We start from the raw sequence: 14,833 nt of genomic DNA, 5'->3' as shown, positions 1-14,833 counted from the left end.
ATGCTGAATTCCGACTCCTCTTTCGATAGTCTCGAAGGCTTATCCGTGGGGGATGCGCTGGGCGCGCAATTCTTCGTCCCCGGGCGCTCGATCCCCGATCTTCTTGCCGGACGACCACCGGCGCCACCCTGGCAATGGACCGACGACACCGAGATGGCGTGTTCGGTGTACGCCGAGATCCGAGAACGCGGCGGGGTGGATCGCGATGCTCTCGCGGCCGCATTCGCCGAGCGTTGCGAACCGTATCGCGGCTACGGGCCGGGCACAGTGGTTGTGCTGCACGAGATTCGAGACGGGCGTCCGTGGGCCGAAGCGGCGGGTGCGGTGTTCGACGGGCGGGGATCGTGGGGAAACGGGGCCGCGATGCGGGTGGCGCCGCTCGGTGCGCATTTCGCCGGAGATCCGGACCGGGCCGCGGCCCAGGCTGCGATGTCCGCGGAGCTGACCCATCGGCATCCGGAAGCGATCGTGGGTGCGATGGCGGTCGCGGTTGCGGCCGCATGCGCTGCCGACTCTCGCGAAAAGGGCTGTACGCCTGATGAATTGCTGCTGGCCGTCGAGCCGTATCTGGTCGGCGGGCGCACCGCGCAGGGTGTGCGTCGAGCCCAGCAGCTGCTCGGCCGAACGGTCGCCGAGGCAGCCTATGAACTGGGCAACGGCGCACGGGTCAGCGCTCACGACACCGTGCCGTTCACCCTGTGGGTGGCCGCCACCTACGTCCACGACTATCCGGCGGCGGTGCGCGCCTGTATCGAGGCGGGCGGAGATGTCGACACCACGGCCGCGATCGTCGGCGGAATCGTGGCAGCCCATACCGGCACCGGAAATCGGGGTCGCACCCGGGGAATTCCGACGGAGTGGCTCGCTGCGCGGGAACCGCTGCCCGCATGGGCGCTGGGTTCTCAGCGGGCGCGAGCGCTCCAGCGGCCGTCGTAGCGGACTTCGATCGGGTGGGCGAAGGCGGTGGAGACATGGTCGGTGGTGATGACCTCGGTGGCCGGGCCCGCGGCGACGGTGTGGCCGTCGGCGATGAGCAGGGCGTGGGTGGTGGTGCTCGGAAGTTCCTCGAGGTGATGGGTGACCAGGATCGAGGCGACCTCGGGGTGGGTGTGATCGAGGGTGTCGATGGTGGTGAGCAGTTGTTCGCGGGCGGCCAGGTCGAGGCCGGTGGAGGGTTCGTCCAGGAGTAGGACTCGGGGGTCGCTGATCAGGGCGCGGGCGATGAGGGTGCGTCCGCGCTCGCCCTGGGACAACGTGGGCCAGATGTCGTCGGCCTTGCCGGACAGACCGAGGGTGTCGATGATCGCATCGGCACGGGCGAGGTCATCGGAGGTCGGCGACCAGCGCATCGGCGTATCGATCGTGCCGGTGATACCGGTGAGGACGACCGCACGCACGGTGAGCGCGTAGCGCAGGGGATGACGCGGGTTGACGTGGCCGATCGAGCGGCGCAGCCGAGCCAACTCCACCCGGCCGAACTGTTCGCCGAGCACCCGCACGGCCCCGGTGGTGGGGAAGGTGACCGCCCCGCAGAATCCGAGCAGCGTGCTCTTGCCCGCGCCGTTGGGTCCGAGCAGCGCCCAGTGCTCACCGGCACGCACGGTCAGCGAGATGCCGTTGATGATCTTCTTGCCGTCGCGACGGAAGGTCACCTCGTCGAGTTCGATCACGGGAGCGCCGGTCATGTGAAGGCCTCCTTCAAGGCGGACAGGTGGGTGCGGCTGAATTCCGCGGCGGCAGTGGGGTTCCGGTCGGCGATCGCCTGGGTCAGCTGCTCGTGCGCGCAGTGGTCGGCCTGCTCGGAGCGAACCGGACGCAGTTCGAGCATGTCGATCATGGCCAGGCGCAGGCGCGGCAGGAAGCTGTCGAACAGCTGGGTGAGCACGTCGTTGTGCGCGGCGACGATGACCACGCGATGGAAGGCCATATCGGCATCGACGTGAGCGGCGACGCTCTGGCCCTCGGCGCGGCGACCCGCCAGGGCTCGGCGGATGGCTCGCAGGTCAGCGGGCGTTCGCCGGTGTGCGGCGAGGGCAGCGGCTTCTGCCTCGATCGCGATGCGCGCCTCGATCACCGCGGCGATGGTGGCGCCACGCAGCACGACATCCCAGTCCTCGGAGACGTCGAGTGCGGTGACGAACACCCCGGACCCCTGTCTGCTGTCGAGCACGCCTTTGCCCGCGAGTTCCCGGATCGCCTCGCGCAGGGTCGAGCGGCCGACACCCAACTGGGCGGCGAGCAGCGTCTCACCCGGTAACCGATGGCCCAACGGCCATTCACCCGCGCGGATCCGCGCGAGCAGGAGTTCAGCCGCTTGTGCGGCCAGTGGCTGACGTCGTACCTGCGATACCACCGATAAACCTCTCTACTTGTCTGAGGAGTTGTGGTAGAAGTGTACCCATCATGACCAACACCGCGCTTCTTCTCGGCCGCCACGGCGGGGCCTGACCGACCGGCCGCCCCGCCGTGGGGCTCAGTCATGGCCGGTCGCCGTCGTCTCGTGGCCCGACGTAGCCAGGAAGCAGAGCAAGTCATGACCGAATTCCCCACCCTGACCACCCCCTCGGGCGCTGTCGCCGACGGCGCGCCCGCATGGAACCGGCAGCGCCACTCGGCGATGCCGTCGTACCGATACCGCGATATCCATCGACGCGTGGATGTCCCTGTCGGGCAACGCGACTGGCCCGACGCGAGGCGAACCACCGCGCCCCTGTGGGTCCCCGTCGACCTGCGTGACGGCAACCAGGCGCTGGCCGAACCGATGGACCCGGCGCGCAAACGCCGGTTCTTCGAACTGCTGATCGCCATGGGCTACAAGGAGATCGAGGTCGGCTACCCGTCCGCCTCGCAGACCGACTTCGATTTCGTGCGACTGCTGGCCGACACCCCGATCGCCCCGCCGGACGTGACCATCGTCGTGTTCACCCCGGCGCGTCGTGACCTGATCGAACGGACCGTCGAGTCGGTGCGCGGTATCGCCAACGAGGTGGTGATCCACCTGTACACGGCTACCGCGCCGGTCTGGCGTGCGGTGGTCCTCGGCAAGGATCGCGCGCAACTGCGCGAGTTGGTCGTCGCCGGTGCTCGCGACGTCCTGGAACTGGCCGGCGAGCTGCCGAACGTGCGGTTCCAGTTCTCGCCGGAAGTGTTCAACCTGACCGAACCGGATTTCGCCCTCGAGATCTGCGACGCCGTCACCGAGCTGTGGCAGGCCGCCCCGCAGCGGCCGGTGACGCTGAATCTGCCTGCGACAGTGGAGGTCGCGACCCCGAACATCTATGCCGACCAGATCGAATACATGCACCGCAACCTGGCTCGCCGCGACGGCGTGATCCTGTCGGTGCACCCGCACAACGACCGGGGGACCGGCATCGCCTGCGCCGAACTGGCTGTGCTGGCCGGCGCGCAACGCGTGGAGGGCTGCGTCTTCGGCAACGGCGAACGCACCGGCAACGTCGACATCGCCACCCTGGCCCTGAACCTGCACGCCCAGGGCGTGGACCCGATGATCGACTTCTCCGATATCGACGAGATCCGCCGCACCGTCGAGCACTGCACCCGCCTGCCCGTCCACGAAAGGCACCCATACGTAGGCGATCTCGTCCACACCGCGTTCTCCGGCACCCACCAGGACGCGATCCGCAAGGGCATGGCCGAGCACCGCCGTCGGGCGGCCGCCGAGGGCATCCCCGAACACGAATCGCAGTGGCAGGTACCGTATCTGCCGATCGACCCCGCCGACCTCGGCCGCTCCTACGACGCCGTGATCCGGGTCAACTCACAGTCCGGCAAAGGCGGCATCGCCTACCTGCTGCACACCGAATACGGGCTGGACCTGCCACGCCGTCTGCAGATCGACCTGGCGAAGCGGGTCCAAGAACACGCCGACGAGACCGGCGCGGAGATCACCGCCAAGGAACTGTTCACGCTGTTCGAGCAGGCCTACACCGCCCCCGAACACCGAATCACGCTGGTGCGATGGGAGATCGCCGACGACACCACCGAGCTCGTCCTCGATGCGCACGGCAACGAACGGCGCTCGGTACACCGCGGCGTGGGCCCGGTCGAGGCACTGACCGCCGCCCTCGCCGGGGCGGGACACCCCATCGAGATCCTCGGCCTGACCCAACATTCGGTGGACACAGGTGCCGACAGCACTGCCGTGAGCTACGTCGAATACCGAGCGGTCGGCCGCACCGGGTGGGCGTTCGGGCGCGACACCTCGGTCGTGGCGGCCTCGCTGGAAGCGGTGATGAACGCCGTCAACGCGACGGGATAGGTCTATCGGGGCGGTCGCATTGTCGACCGCCCCGAGCAGGACACGTCAGTCCTGATCGCCCTCGCACCAGTCGTCGAACGCGTCGAATTCCGCCTCGTACTGGGGCGGAATCGAGTCCTCGATGGCATTCTCGATCGGGTCCCAGATCGTATTGCACCCCGCGGGGGCAGGCGGCCACGACTCGATGTACTCGACCAACGGCGACGAAGGTGGCTCGGCTTCCTCAGCCGCTGCGACACCCGCGGTGGCCAGGGTCGACGCCGCGGCGGCACCCGCGGTGGCGATGATCCGGCAAACACTGTTCATGACATCCTCCTGTCCGCGCCGACATGTGATGTCCAGCAATCCTAGCCGCGCGCGACCGTGCGACTCAGGAGCGAGAGGCCGTCGTAGTCGTCTGCTGGGAAGTTGCTGTCAGCACCAACCGGTCAGGTACATGAGACCGAGGCTGGTGGTGCCGAGGATCAGGCCGAGGGTGCCGCCGAGGATCAGGGGGCGCGGACCTGCGGTGCGCAGGCGGGCGAGGCTCAGGGAGGTGCCGATGGCGGCGAGGACTGCGGCGATGAGCCAGCCGCTGAGGTCGGCGAGCGGTGCGGTCAGTTCGGCCGGGACGATGCCGAGGCCCGCGATGACGGAGGCGGCCAGGAACAGGATCACGAAGAGCGGGACCGCCTGACGCAGAGAGGGCTTAGGTAGATCGGTCACCTCGGCGATGTGGCGGCGGCCGACGTGCAGACCGACGCAGAGCGGGATGATGGCGAGGCTGCGCACCATTTTCACGATCACCGCGAACTGGGCAGCGGCCGCGCCGAAGATGACGCCCGCGGCCAACACGGACGACGTGTCGTTGATCGCGGTGCCCGCCCACAGTCCGAAAGCCTCCTGCGACAGGCCGAGAGCGCGGCCCATCGGCGGATACACCAGCACGGCCGTGACATTGAAGATGAAAATGGTGCACAGGGCGTAGGCGACCCGTTGCTTGTCGGGCCGCAGGACCGCGGTGGCCGCGGCGATCGCGGACGCGCCGCAGATGGTGGTGCCCACGGCGATGAGGGTCGCCGACTCCTTGTCCACCGCCAGCATCCGGCCGACGAAGAACGCCGCCACCCCGCCGACGAGCAGCGTCCCGATCAGCACCACCGCCGTCTCGCGACCCACACTCATGACCGACCCCAGCGGCAGGCCGAGCCCCAGCAGCACGATCGCCAGCCCGAGCAAGCGTTGGCGGGCGATATCGAGCCCGGGGCCGAACGTCTCGCCCGTCACGTCCTTGCGTCGCAGCACCATCCCGGCGACGGCGCCCGCGCCGAGCGCGAGCACCGGCGTGCCGATCATCGGCAGCGCCTTGCCGAACGGCGTGGCCACGGTAGCCAGGAGTGCGGCCAGGATCAGGCCGGGAGCGAGAGCGGGTACGCGGTTCACTCCTTCACCCTCGCGCCACCGAGGACTCCGAGGTAGAGCCCGAATTCGCAGGTGGTCATAATTTGTGCTTATGGCCCTGCCGAGGGGGTGTGTGGTTTCCTGGAGACGTGCGGAAACGAACCCGGCTGACTGTCGCCACCGGTGTCGGATTGATGCTGTGGGGTGAATGGGCGAATCGGCGCGCCTCTCGTCGGGGCGTCGGTCCGCCACGCTCAGGGTCGGAAGCAGTCGTGGTCCTCGGGTACCGCAACGCCGGTTCGCGCGCCAACGGCATGAACCGGTGGCGAGTGCGTGCCGGTCTGCGATCCATCGATCCGCGTGCGACCGAGACCCGCCTCGTGCTGTGCGGGGGCGCCTGCGCGGGTCCGGAGACCGAGGCGGCGCTGATGGGGCGCTACGCCGTCGAAACCTGTGGCTACGAGGGCGAACTGGTCCTGGAGGAATCGAGCCGATCCACTTGGGAGAACATCGCTTTCGCGATTCCTTACCTGAAGGACGTCGACCGGATCAAGATCATCTCACTGCCTACCCATGCCGAGACCGCCCGCGCCTATCTCACGGAACAGAGCCCGGAACTGGCCGTCCGACTCGTCCCCGGACAGGAGTACCGATTCGGCGAATGGATGCCGCTCAAACCGGCGTTCGCCCTCTACGGGGTGGCCAAGAAGCTGCGCCGCCGATTGGGCCCGGATCACGGCGGCGACGGTGCCTGATGTGGTGGCGCGCCGCCGGTCACCCATAATCGGGCCATGACGCTGCCACCCGGAACCCCCGACCTGGAGGTCCTCGATCTCCTCGTGTCGGTGGCCGAGCTGGGCAGCCTGGGTGCCGCCGCGCGCAGACACGGGGTCAGCCAGCCCGCCGCGAGCATGCGGATCAGCGCGCTGGAACGGCGCATGCATGTGAAGCTGCTCGACCGTGCGCCGACCGGTTCCGAACTCACCGACGCGGGTCGCGCCGTCGTCGCCCACGCGCGCACCGTCCTGGCTGCTGTCACAGACCTCGTGGACGATGTCGCCCGGCTTCGCGCCGCACAAGCCCCACGCCTGCGCATCGCCGCCTCCAAGACCATCGCCGACCATCGCATCCCCCATTGGCTCGCCGCCCTGCGTGCCGATCACCCCGAAGTCGTGATCGCGCTCGAAGTCGAGAACTCGACACAGGTCGCGGGCCTCGTGCGGGACGGCACGGCCGATCTCGGATTCGTGGAAGGTCCGCATCCACCGGCCGGACTCGGCAGCCGAGTGCTCGGCGCCGACGACCTGGTCGTCGTCGTGGCACCGAATCATCCATGGGCGCAGCGCAAGACTCCGGTCACGCTGACCGAGCTGGCAGGCACCGCCCTGCTGTGGCGTGAACCCGGCTCGGGCACCCGCGACACCGTATGGGACCTCCTGGCCACCGCGGCCCCACCCACGGGCCCGGCGGCCGAACTCGGCTCGACCGGCGCGATCGTGGCCGCGGCCCGAACCGGCATGGCTCCCGCCGTCCTGAGTCGCTTGATCGCCGCACCGGACCTCGCCACCGGCACGCTCGTGGAGGTTCCCTCGACCGACGCCGCCCGCCTGACCCGCAAATTTCGCGCGATATGGCGCCGCAACACCCCACCGTCGGGGCCCGGTGAACTGCTCGTCGATCGGGCCGCGCGCCTCGAAATCGCCCGTAGCTCGGTGGTGGGACTCCCCACCGAGACCGCATCGTCGCAGGTCGAGGGCCCGCAGTAAAACCAGGAACTGGCGTAACCGGCCGGTAATTGCCCGAAACGTCCGCCGTAACGCGGCGTTCGCAGCATTTGCCGCATGACAGCCACTCCAGCCTCCTCGGCGAGGCCACGGCCTCCCGATCCGGGTTCGGGCAGACGCAGCGCACCGGCCCGGCGTATCCGCGACATCCTGCGCGCTCGCATCCGCAGCGGCGTCTACGGCACTCGCGCACTGCCTGCCGAAGCCCAGCTCGCCGCCGACTTCGCCACCAGCCGCAATATCGTCCGCGACGCACTCACTCTGCTCCGCGACGAGGGCCTGATCGACCGAGTCCCCGGTGCGGGCACATTCGTCGTCGCCGACAAGGCGGTACAGGGCCTCGACCGTCTGCGTGGCCTCGCTGAAACCTTCGAGACCAGCAGTGACCGGGTGGTGAACCAGGTCCTGCTCGCCGAGGTCGTGCCCGCCACACCGCTGGTCGCCGAACGGCTCGAGCTGCAGCCCGGCGACCCGGTCGTCGCCTTGGAACGGGTGCGCTACCTCGACGGCGCTCCGCTTTCGCTCGACGCCAGCTATCTCACCGCCGACGTAGGCATTCCACTCCTGGACAAGGATCTCGCCGGCTGCGACGTGTTCGGCCTCCTCGAAGCCGAACTCGGTCTGCCACTCGGCTCGGCCGCGGTCGCGATCGAGGCGGTCGCCGCCGATCCCACTGTCGCCGGACTGTTGCAGGTCCGCGCGGGATCTCCGTTGCTGTTCGTCGAACGGCTCACCTACACCGACTCCGGTCGACCCGTCGATCTCGAATACATCCGCTATCGCGGCGACCGGTTCTCCCTGTCCGGGCGGCTCGACCGCGTCCCGGTGACCCCGCGGCGCACCCGCGACAACAACGAAAGGGGTTGATCCCCATGCAGGTTCCACCGCTGACCGACCGGCGAGAACTCGTCTGCGACGTCCTGATCGTCGGTGGCGGCACCGCGGGCACCATGGCCGCGCTCACCGCGGCCCGCCACGGCGCCAACGTGCTCCTTCTCGAAAAGGCCCACGTCCGGCACTCCGGCGCACTCGCGATGGGCATGGACGGCGTCAACAATGCCGTCGTCCCCGGCAAGGCCAGCCCGGAGGATTACGTCGCCGACATCACCGTCGCCAACGACGGCATCGTCAACCAACGCACCGTCTACGAAACCGCGACCCGGGGATTCGAGATGGTGCAACGCCTCGAAGGTTACGGCGTCAAATTCGAGAAGGACGAGCACGGCGAATACGCCGTCCGCAAGGTACACCGCTCCGGCTCCTACGTCTTGCCGATGCCCGAGGGGCGCGACGTGAAGAAGGTGCTCTACCGGACCCTGCGCGCCCGAGATGTCCGATCCAAGGTGACCATCAGCAATCGGGTGATGCCGGTGCGGGTACTCACCGTCGACGGACGCGCGGTCGGCGCGGTCGGATTCGACACGCGCACCGGCGAATTCGTCACCATCTCGGCAGGCGCGGTGATCCTGGCGGCGGGTGCGTGCGGTCGGCTCGGTCTGCCCGCGTCGGGCTACCTCTACGGCACCTACGAGAACCCCACCAACGCCGGTGACGGCTACGCGATGGCCTATCACGCCGGCGCCGAACTCTCGGGCATCGAGTGCTTCCAGATCAACCCGCTGATCAAGGACTACAACGGTCCTGCCTGCGCGTATGTGGCCAACCCGTTCGGCGGCTACCAGGTCAACTCCGAAGGTAACCGCTTCGTCGACTGCGACTACTGGTCAGGTCAGATGATGGCCGAGGTCAAACGCGAACTCGACAGCGCACGCGGCCCGATCTACCTGAAACTGAGCCACTTGCCCGATGCCACGATCCGCGAGATCGAAGGCATTCTGCACACCACCGAACGCCCCACCCGTGGCACCTTCCACGAAGGCCGCGGCACCGACTACCGCACCAGCGACATCGAAATGCACATTTCCGAGATCGGGTTGTGCAGTGGACATTCCGCGTCGGGAGTCTGGGTCGACGAACACGCCGCGACCACGGTGCCCGGCCTCTACGCGGCCGGCGACATGGCGCTGGTTCCGCACAACTACATGATCGGCGCCTTCGTCTACGGCGACATCGCCGGTGAGCACGCGAGCGAATTCGCGCGCGGCGCAGCACATCCGGACCTGCCGACCGATCAGATCGAGGCCGCCCACGAGCTGATCTACCGCCCCCTGCGCAACCCCGACGGCCCGCCACAGCCGCAGGTCGAGTACAAACTGCGCCGCTTCGTCAACGACTACCTCCAGCCGCCCAAGGCGCAGTCGTATCTGACGCTCGGCGTCGAAGCCTTCGAACGGATGAACACCGATATCGCCGCGATGGGCGGACAGACGCCGCACGAACTGATGCGCTGCGCCGAGGTCACCTTCATTCGAGACTGTGCCGAAATGGCGGCGCGTGCTTCACTGCGCCGGACCGAAAGTCGGTGGGGGCTCTATCATCAGCGTGCGGATTGGCCCGCCAGCAACGACGCCGAGTGGTTCTGCCATCTGAACCTCTTTCGCGGTGCAGGCGGTGCGATGGAGTTCAAGACTCGGCCGGTCGCGCCCTATATCGTGCCCGTGCCCGGTTTCGTGCGGCCCGACGGAGTCGCCGATGTGGCTGCCCCCGAACTCGTCGGCGCGTGGGGTGCCCGATGAGCGCGCGGCTGCTGACCCTACTCGAGCTCGCCGACGAATGCCCCGAACTCGACGAGCTCACCCCGTTTCTGACCGACCCGCACCCGGAGGTTCGCCGTACCGCGCTGTCGGTGCTGAGTGAAACCACGGACGACTGGGCCCGAGCGGCACCGATCTTCGCCGCCGCGCTCGCCGATACCGATGTCGACGTGCGCCATGCCGCCATCGGTCTGCTCACCGAACTCCTCGAAGTGCTCGTTCCGGGGCCGGAATTCGATGCGGCCCTGCGAAAATGCGTCTCCGCACCGGAGCCTGCGGTGCGCTCGGCCGCCATCGAGGCGCTGTGGCGACACCGCAGGGTGGACGCGGGTGAGCTGGCGCGATGGCTGGTCGATCCGAATGCCGCGGTGCGGCGCACGGTGGTCGGCGGCCTCACCTCGGTCGACGCGCTCGACGAACTCGCCGTCGCTGCCGCCGACGAAGACCACGACGTGCGCATCGGTGTCGCGAAAGGGATCGCGGCGGTCGGTGATCCGCGCGGCGCGGTGACTCTCCTCGCTTTGGCGGCCGATCCCCAACCGCTCGTCCGGGCGGCCGCGCTGTCGAGTCTGGCGGGCACCGGCTGCGACGAACACGCCGCCGCGACGGCCACCGTGGCCATCACCGATCCGGCGTGGCAGGTCCGCCAAGCAGCGGCGATCGCCCTGGCCGCCGCGGACCCCGAACTCGCCGCGGCACCGCTGCTGTCGGCGGTCTCCGACCCCAATCTCGACGTCCGCAAGGCGGCAGTGCGCGCACTGGCCGAACGGATCGCCGAGCGACGCGACATCACCTCGGCGCTGCAGGCGGCCCTCGACGACCCGGACGCTGATGTCCGTGCCTTCGCCCGCATCGGCATCGCCAACTCTGGAAAGGAACTCTGATGGCCCAGGTCAATGCCCGCCTCGATGTCCCCGTCTCGGTCGACGAGGCGAAATGTATCGACGGCTGCACCCTCTGTGTGGACATGTGTCCGCTCGATTCCCTTGCCATCCACCCGGATTCGGGCAAGGCATACATGCACGTCGACGAGTGCTGGTACTGCGGGCCGTGTGCCGCGCGATGCCCGGTCGGCGCCGTCACCGTGAACATCCCGTTCCTGTTGCGTTGAGAGAGCCATCATGAGCATCCGAATCCCCGCGCTGCTGCTCGGTGTCGCCGCGGTGGCCTCCCTGGCCACCGGCTGCGGGGGCGCCGACGACGGCAAGACCGTCACCGTGAACATCGGCTACCAGTCCAAGACCATCAATACCGTCACGGCGGGCACCCTGCTGCGTGATCGTGGCACCTTCGAGGCCGAACTCGCCGAACTCGGCAAGACCAAGGGCCTCACCTACAAGGTGGAGTGGAAGGATTTCGCCGCGGGCCCACCGCTGACCGCACAGATGCTGGCAGGTCAGGTCGACATCGGCTCGATGGGCGACGCACCGATCCTGGTCAACGGTTCCAAGACCCGTGATCACGCCGACGTGAAATCCGAACTGATCGCCGTCACCGGCTACAATCTGCGCGGTTCGCTGAATCAGATTGTGGTGCCGACGGATTCGAAGGCAGCGACGATCGCAGATCTGCGCGGTGAGATCGTGTCGACCAGCGTCGGGTCGGCCGCGCACGGCATGCTCGCCACGGGGCTGTCCGCGGCCGGGATGACCCTCGACGATGTGAAGCTGCTCGGTCAGGATCCCGCCGTCGGCGCCTCGGCTCTGCAGGGTGATCAGGTGGCCGCGCTGGCTCAGTTCGTGCCGTGGCCACAGAAGCTCGTCTACGACGGTAAGGCGAAACTGCTCTATGACGGTGGCAGCGCGGGCATTCCGACCTTTCACGCCGTCGTCGCGAGTGAACGCTTCGGCACCGACAACCCCGACATCGTCACCGCGTTTCTCACCGCGGTGCGCAAAACCACGGACTATCTCAACCAGAACCCACTGGCCGCCGCGCAGCGAGTCGCCGAGATCACCGGGTTGCCCGCCGAGGTGGTGTATCTCTACAACGGCCCGAACGGCCTGGTGAGCTTCGATCCGACGATCAAACCTCAGCAGGTGGACGCGCTCGGCAAGCTGCTGCCGTTCCTGAAAAGCCTCGGCGCACTGGCGGACCTCGACCTCGGCGAGTTCGTCGACGACCGCTATGTGCGTGCTGTGTACGGCGCCGACTACGACACCGCCCGCGCGTCGGTGGCCGCCGCCGCACCACTGACCGGTACCGATGCCGCGTGCGGGGGAATGGTGGACGGAATCCCCACCGCCTCGGAGGTGTGGTTCGCCGACACCCCGACAACCACGGTCGCCAGGACACCGACCTGTCTGCTGCGGCAGATCGCGGCCACGGGTGCCACCGTCCGCGCCGCCTACGTGCCCGACCACGGCACCGGGATCCGGCTGTTCGCCGCGACCGCGACCTGGGTCAGCGATCCCGCCGTCGGCCCCGACGATCGGCTCTTGCCGTTCGCGACCCGCGTCGGTGCACAGCAGTACGCCGCCGCCCATCCGGGCGTCACGGTGATCGACTACCAGGCAGCACTGAAGGCCCGCTAGATCCGTCACGTGAGACCAGGAGGCTCACCATGACCATTTCCGCCGAACCCCGCACCGCGCCCGTCGCGGCCCCCGAAACCGTTACCACATCGACGAGTTCACCTAGCCGATTCACCGTTCCCACCAAGGTGCGCAAGGCTGCACTGACCGCCGTACCGCTGTTGGCGTTGCTGCTCGGCTGGTACCTGCTCACCACCAATCAGGTCGTGTTCTGGTTACGTTTCGACAAGATCCCTACGCCCGCACAGGTATTCGACTCCTTTCGCACGCAGCTCGGTGCGTCGACCTACTACCGTGACATCTTCTCCAGCACCCGCCGCATCCTGATCGGCTTCGGCCTCGCCACGGTGTCCGGCGTGCTGATCGGTATGGCGGTGGGTCGCTCGGCCGTGGTCAGCGCGCTCGTGCGGCCGGTGCTCGAGGTGTTCCGGCCGATCCCGGCGATCGCGCTGGTGCCCCTTGCCATCCTGCTGTTCCCGACCGGTGAACAGGGCATCGTGTTCATCACCTTCTTCGCCGCGTTCTTCCCGGTCGCGGTGAGCACCATCCACGCCATGCACGCGCTGCCCAAAGTCTGGGAAGAGGCGGCACACACCCTCGGCGCCCGCCGCCGCGACATCCTGTTCCAGATCGCGCTGCCCGGCGCGCTGCCCGGCATCTTCTCCGGGCTGTCGGTGGCGATGGGTGTGGCCTGGATCTGTGTGATCAGCGCGGAGATGATCTCGGGTCAGTTCGGTATCGGGTACTTCACCTGGCAGTCCTACGGGCTCCTGGATTATCCGGGGGTGATCGTCGGAATGCTCACCATCGGCCTGCTCGGCTGGTTCACCGCCTGGTTGGTCGAACTTGCAGGGCGCCGGGTGAACCGGTGGCTGCCGAGGGCGCAGCGATGAGCGCCGGCGCCGCGGTGCGGCTGCACGGGTTGCGTATCGCCTACGGTGAAAGTCTCGCCGCCGAAGTCGATCTCGATGTCGATGCGGGTCAGATCGTGGTACTGCTCGGCCCATCGGGCTGCGGCAAATCCACGGTGCTGCGGGCGATGGCCGGGTTGCTGCCGCCGATCGGTGGGACGGTCACGGTCGACGGTGGACCCTCGGCGCAGCACTGCTCGATGGTGTTCCAGGAGGACGCGTTGCTGCCGTGGCGCACCGCTCGGCGCAATGTCGAATTCGCGCTGAAACTGCGCGGGGTATCACGGCGCAGCCGCCGCATCGAAGCCCAGGAACTGCTGAACCTGGTGGGGCTCACAGAGTTCGGTGATCACCTGCCCGGTGCGCTCTCGGGCGGTATGCGTCAGCGCGTGCAATTGGCGCGAACATTGGCCGCGCAGCCACGCGTGCTGCTGATGGACGAACCGTTCGGCGCCCTCGACGCGCAGACCCGCGCGGATATGCAGCGCCTGCTCATCTCGGTGTGGCAGCAACGCCGAACCACGGTGCTGTTCGTGACCCACGACGTCGACGAGGCGCTCCTGCTGGCCGACCGGATCGTTCTGCTCACCCCGCGCCCTGCCCGCATTCAGCGCGTCATCGAGATCGCCTCACCGCGCGCACCCGGCGCCCGATTCGAACCCGAATTCGCGCGTCTGCGTTACGAAATCCTCGCCGCTCTAGGCGAGCCCAACGAGAAGGAACTACAGCCATGACCTTCGTCATCGGAGCCGCCTGCGTGGACGTCATGGATCGCGCTTGCGTGGAGGAATGCCCGGTCGATTGCATCTACACCGGTGACAGGATGGCTTACATCCATCCGACCGAGTGCGTGGATTGCGGTGCGTGCGAGCCGGTCTGCCCAGTCGAGGCGATCTATCTCGACGACGATATCCCGGCGGGCCAGGAAGGGTTCGTCGCCACGAACGCGGCCTTCTTCGACACGGTGCTCCCCGGCCGCGACACTGCGCTGGGTTCGCCTGGTGGCGCGGGTGCGGTGGGTGAACTCGGCGTGGACACGCCGTTCGTCGCGGGGTACGAGAAATGAGAACCCCACTGCGGGTGGCGATCATCGGCGCCGGGCCCGCCGGTATCTACGCCGCCGACGCGTTGATGAAGTCCGATGCCTGCTCAGACGGGGGAGTGAGCATCGACCTCTACGAGCGTATGCCCGCGCCCTTCGGTCTGATCCGCTACGGCGTCGCGCCCGACCACCCGCGCATCAAGGGCATCATCACCGCCCTGCACAAGGTCCTCGACAAAGACCAGGTCC

15 protein-coding genes and 1 pseudogene are annotated in these 14,833 nt (G+C 68.0%); 12 read left to right on the top strand and 4 right to left on the bottom strand.

The features are described from left to right. The gene (locus NS1_RS03475) at positions 1–936 is read left to right on the top strand and encodes an ADP-ribosylglycohydrolase family protein (RefSeq protein ID WP_062981738.1); all 936 of its coding nucleotides are present in this window, start codon (positions 1–3) and stop codon (positions 934–936) included. Here the strand turns inward: NS1_RS03475 and NS1_RS03470 are convergent. Both NS1_RS03470 and NS1_RS03465 read right to left on the bottom strand, forming a co-directional pair. Beyond that, on the bottom strand, positions 903–1,685 hold the full coding sequence (locus NS1_RS03470; protein WP_062981564.1) for an ABC transporter ATP-binding protein: 783 nt from the start codon (positions 1,683–1,685) through the stop codon (positions 903–905). The genes NS1_RS03475 and NS1_RS03470 overlap by 34 nt on opposite strands. Next, positions 1,682–2,353 carry a FadR/GntR family transcriptional regulator gene (locus tag NS1_RS03465; RefSeq protein WP_062981562.1) on the bottom strand — a complete coding sequence of 224 codons (672 nt, stop codon included), beginning with the start codon at positions 2,351–2,353 and terminating at the stop codon, positions 1,682–1,684. The genes NS1_RS03470 and NS1_RS03465 overlap by 4 nt, the downstream gene beginning before the upstream one ends. A gap of 180 nt (positions 2,354–2,533) precedes the next feature. Between NS1_RS03465 and NS1_RS03460 the strand changes: the two genes are divergently transcribed. Next, entirely contained in the window at positions 2,534–4,279 is a 1,746-nt protein-coding gene (locus tag NS1_RS03460) for a 2-isopropylmalate synthase (RefSeq protein WP_084503430.1), read from the top strand. Positions 4,280–4,324: 45 nt separating this feature from the next. Here the strand turns inward: NS1_RS03460 and NS1_RS03455 are convergent, their stop codons facing one another. Both NS1_RS03455 and NS1_RS03450 read right to left on the bottom strand, forming a co-directional pair. Next, a complete protein-coding gene (locus tag NS1_RS03455; RefSeq protein ID WP_062981560.1) occupies positions 4,325–4,585 on the bottom strand; it encodes a hypothetical protein in 261 nt (86 codons plus the stop codon). A 108-nt stretch (positions 4,586–4,693) separates the two neighbouring features. Then, entirely contained in the window at positions 4,694–5,701 is a 1,008-nt protein-coding gene (locus NS1_RS03450) for a YeiH family protein (RefSeq protein WP_062981558.1), read from the bottom strand. Between the two features lie 107 nt (positions 5,702–5,808). Here NS1_RS03450 and NS1_RS03445 point away from each other — a divergent pair, with 107 nt between their 5' ends. The 10 genes and pseudogenes from NS1_RS03445 to NS1_RS03400 all read left to right on the top strand — a co-directional run. Beyond that, on the top strand, positions 5,809–6,414 hold the full coding sequence (locus tag NS1_RS03445; RefSeq protein ID WP_084503428.1) for a YdcF family protein: 606 nt from the start codon (positions 5,809–5,811) through the stop codon (positions 6,412–6,414). A gap of 36 nt (positions 6,415–6,450) precedes the next feature. Then, positions 6,451–7,425 (top strand): LysR substrate-binding domain-containing protein, encoded by a 975-nt coding sequence (locus tag NS1_RS03440; RefSeq protein WP_062981556.1) that lies wholly within the window; start codon positions 6,451–6,453, stop codon positions 7,423–7,425. Positions 7,426–7,500: 75 nt separating this feature from the next. Next, positions 7,501–8,310 (top strand): GntR family transcriptional regulator, encoded by an 810-nt coding sequence (locus tag NS1_RS03435; protein ID WP_056816905.1) that lies wholly within the window; start codon positions 7,501–7,503, stop codon positions 8,308–8,310. A 5-nt stretch (positions 8,311–8,315) separates the two neighbouring features. Continuing rightward, a pseudogene (locus NS1_RS03430) lies at positions 8,316–10,981 on the top strand (fumarate reductase/succinate dehydrogenase flavoprotein subunit). Beyond that, positions 10,981–11,208 carry a 4Fe-4S dicluster domain-containing protein gene (locus tag NS1_RS03425; RefSeq protein WP_056816902.1) on the top strand — a complete coding sequence of 76 codons (228 nt, stop codon included), beginning with the start codon at positions 10,981–10,983 and terminating at the stop codon, positions 11,206–11,208. The pseudogene NS1_RS03430 and the gene NS1_RS03425 overlap by 1 nt, the downstream one beginning before the upstream one ends. Before the next feature lie 10 nt (positions 11,209–11,218). Next, complete coding sequence (locus NS1_RS03420) at positions 11,219–12,631, top strand: ABC transporter substrate-binding protein (protein ID WP_062981554.1); 1,413 nt, start codon at positions 11,219–11,221, stop codon at positions 12,629–12,631. A 29-nt stretch (positions 12,632–12,660) separates the two neighbouring features. After that, on the top strand, positions 12,661–13,524 hold the full coding sequence (locus tag NS1_RS03415; protein WP_062981552.1) for an ABC transporter permease: 864 nt from the start codon (positions 12,661–12,663) through the stop codon (positions 13,522–13,524). Then, a complete protein-coding gene (locus tag NS1_RS03410; RefSeq protein ID WP_056817273.1) occupies positions 13,521–14,276 on the top strand; it encodes an ABC transporter ATP-binding protein in 756 nt (251 codons plus the stop codon). Before NS1_RS03415 ends, NS1_RS03410 begins: the two co-directional genes overlap by 4 nt. Then, positions 14,273–14,608 (top strand): ferredoxin, encoded by a 336-nt coding sequence (gene fdxA / locus NS1_RS03405; RefSeq protein WP_062981550.1) that lies wholly within the window; start codon positions 14,273–14,275, stop codon positions 14,606–14,608. The genes NS1_RS03410 and fdxA overlap by 4 nt, the downstream gene beginning before the upstream one ends. Further along, on the top strand, positions 14,605–14,833 hold a 229-nt coding region (locus NS1_RS03400), incomplete at its 3' end, for an NAD(P)-binding protein (protein WP_157125084.1). The genes fdxA and NS1_RS03400, both read left to right, overlap by 4 nt.

It is taken from the genome of Nocardia salmonicida NBRC 13393, assembly GCF_001613085.1.
Taxonomy (GTDB): domain Bacteria; phylum Actinomycetota; class Actinomycetes; order Mycobacteriales; family Mycobacteriaceae; genus Nocardia; species Nocardia salmonicida.
Note: the sequence above shows the minus strand (reverse complement) of the source record. Positions and strands in the feature narration are given on the sequence as shown.